Source organism: Methylocystis borbori, from assembly GCF_036576025.1.
In the GTDB taxonomy this organism is placed as follows: domain Bacteria; phylum Pseudomonadota; class Alphaproteobacteria; order Rhizobiales; family Beijerinckiaceae; genus Methylocystis; species Methylocystis borbori.
In genome coordinates this window covers 1-2,639 of record NZ_JAZHYN010000090.1, presented here as the reverse complement: position 1 = coordinate 2,639, position 2,639 = coordinate 1, and the positions used below count along the sequence as shown (strand labels likewise).

Annotated in this window: 4 protein-coding genes; 3 read left to right on the top strand and 1 reads right to left on the bottom strand. The window is 65.2% G+C overall.

The features are described 5' to 3' along the window. Window positions 1–373 (bottom strand): GHMP family kinase ATP-binding protein (locus V3H18_RS16475; protein ID WP_456299378.1); only part of this gene is annotated, 373 nt, incomplete at its 3' end. A 106-nt stretch (window positions 374–479) separates the two neighbouring features. On the opposite strand from V3H18_RS16475, the gene V3H18_RS16470 reads away from it, so the two are divergent. From V3H18_RS16470 to folK, 3 genes are read left to right on the top strand one after another with little or no spacing between them, the layout of a single operon-like run. After that, window positions 480–857: a 4a-hydroxytetrahydrobiopterin dehydratase gene (locus tag V3H18_RS16470; RefSeq protein ID WP_332083168.1), complete on the top strand. Its 378-nt coding sequence runs from the start codon at window positions 480–482 to the stop codon at window positions 855–857. A 24-nt stretch (window positions 858–881) separates the two neighbouring features. Continuing rightward, entirely contained in the window at window positions 882–1,733 is an 852-nt protein-coding gene (folP, locus tag V3H18_RS16465; protein WP_332083169.1) for a dihydropteroate synthase, read from the top strand. Further along, complete coding sequence (folK, locus tag V3H18_RS16460) at window positions 1,733–2,212, top strand: 2-amino-4-hydroxy-6-hydroxymethyldihydropteridine diphosphokinase (protein WP_332083167.1); 480 nt, start codon at window positions 1,733–1,735, stop codon at window positions 2,210–2,212. Before folP ends, folK begins: the two co-directional genes overlap by 1 nt. The last annotated feature ends 427 nt before the right edge of the window (window positions 2,213–2,639 follow it).

The following is a 2,639-nucleotide window of genomic DNA, read 5'->3' as shown; positions in this document are numbered from 1 at the left end:
CGCGCGCCATCAGCGCCGCATCCGTCGCCGGCGCGTGCGGCAGATCTTCGAGCCGGCGCAGCGCCGCCGCCACCGCCAGCGCCAGTTGCGTGCCGGAGCCGAATCCCGCATGCGCCGGAATCGCCTCATGGATGGTCAAAGCGTGGCGCGCCCTTATCCCTAGCGCTGCCTGCGCGGCTTCGAGCGCCTTCAGGCCGCGCGCCTCTTCCGGCCCTTCGACCGCGTTTTCTTCGGCGCGCGCGAGCGTCAGCCGTGTCGCCGGCGCGTCGAGCGAAAGGCCAAGGCCGCCGAATTTGCGCCCGAGCCCGCCGTTCATGTCGAGAAATCCGAGATGCAGCCGCGCGCTCGCCGCGACGCTCACACTAGCCGGCATGCCGCCCCTTTTTGTCGGACTGAAGACTTTGCGTTCGTTTAGGCTATATCTCCTCCGGGCGAAAGAATGTTGCGCGTCCGCGCCGCGCACGGGAAGGATGGCGGAAATGGCGAAGGAAGAACGCACCTATTCCGAAGAGGAGATCGCGGCGCGGCTTGCGGCCGAACTGCCGCATTGGCGTTACGAGAACGGCTGGATCCGCCGCAAATTCAAGACGCATAGCTGGAAGGGCACGCTCATGGCCATCAATACGGTCGGCCATCTCGCGGAGGCCGCCTGGCATCACCCCGACATCGCCGCCTCCTACGCTTGGCTCGAGGTGAAGCTCCAGACCCATACGGCGAAGGGAATCACCGACAAGGATTTCGATCTCGCCAAGAAGATCGAGGAGGTCGTCTCCTGGCGGCCGGGCAAGGCCGGCGGCGCGCTCGAAGGGACGCCCGAGCACGACCAGCGCTTCGCCTATCTCAAATACGACGACTGACGGGACGCGCGCTTGGGTTTCGACTTGGGCTTTGATACGCGAGCGATCGCCGAAAGACGGGACCGCTTTCTGTCGCTGATCGGGACGCGCCCGGTCATCATGGGCATTCTCAACGTCACGCCCGACTCCTTTTCGGACGGCGGGCTGTTCGTCGCGCGCGACGCGGCGCTCGCCCAGGCGAAGAAGCTCGTCGCCGACGGCGCCGACATCATCGACGTGGGCGCCGAATCGACGCGTCCCGGCCATACGCCGGTGCCGGCGGAGGAGGAATGGGCGCGGCTCGCGCCGCTGCTCGCGGCGCTTGTCGGCGAGGCGGGCGCGCCCGTTTCGGTCGACACCTATAAGGCCGAGACCGCGCGCCGCGCGCTTTCGCAAGGCGTCTGCCTCGTCAATGACGTCTGGGGCCTGCAGCGCGACCCCGAAATGGCGCCTACCATCGCCGAAGCGGGCGCGGCCGTCGTCGCGATGCATAATCGGGAGGCGGCCGATCCCGAGATCGATATTGTCGAGGACATGAAACGCTTCTTCGCGCGCTCCCTCGACATCGCCCGCCGCGCCGGCGTCCCGGAGCGCCATATCCTGCTCGATCCGGGCGTCGGCTTCGGCAAGAGCCGGGCGCAGAATTATCAGGCTCTGCGCGCCGTCCCCGAACTCTTGCGGCTCGGATTTCCGCTGCTCATCGGCGTCTCGCGCAAATCGATCTTCAAGGGGCTGGGCGACGGGCTGTTGGAGGGCCGGCTCGTCGGCACGCTCGCCGCCAATCTCCTCGCCGCGCGCGACGGCGCGCAGGTCTTCCGAGTCCATGACGCGGCGGAGCATCGCGCGGCTTTCGACGTCTTGCGGGCGCTGACCGGGCCGACGGAAGGATCGTTTTGATGCGGGTGGGATTTGGCCTTGGCGGCAATATCGGCGACAAAACCGGCAATATTCGCGAGGCGCTGCGGCTGATCGAATCGCGCGGCCTCGCCCGGCTTGACGCCGTGTCGCGCATCTATCGCACGCCGCCCTGGGGCGATCTCGATCAGGGCGATTTCGCCAACGCCTGCGCGATCGGCGAGACCGCGCTCAAACCCTATGAATTGCTGGCGGGGGTGAAGAAGATCGAAGCGGATATGGGCCGCGCGCCGACGCGGCGCTGGGGGCCGCGCCTCATCGACGTCGACATTCTGTTTTTGGGCGATCTCGCCTTCGACGATCCGGAGCTGACCTTGCCCCATAAGGAGATTTTCCGCCGCGGCTTCGTGCTCGCGCCGCTCGCCGAAATCGCGCCCGGCCTCGAACTGTCGGGAAAAACGGTGCGCGAGGCGTTGGCGGGGGTGGATATGACCGGCGTGCGGCCCTGGGATGACGAATGACATGCCTACCCCGGATGGTTGCCGTCATGCCGCATCGCAGCATTGCTGCGGCCGTCCGAATTTGGAATGGCTCTCGTCTCCGATAAATCTCTTTAATCAAACCAGCTTATACATTTATGTGCGCCGCACGCGGCGAAAGCGTCCCGCCTGCTGAGGATGGGAAAAATCCCATCCACTAGGGTTGCTATTACTATTCGATAGATTGTTTTGGGCTATCTGGAGGGGTATTGTGGTTATGGGGTTGAGTTGGAATTGTTGGTTCAGGCTAAGCGGGGTCTACGGCTCCTTCCTGGAGGGGAAGGGCCGGGATTTTTGCTTAGGCGGCGACGTCGGTATTCGTCCGATAACAACAAGCCGCCGGGTCTGATTTTGGCTGGTTAGGGCTTTGCCTGCGGGCGGGGTTTGGCTGGCTGGGATTGGGGAAGGC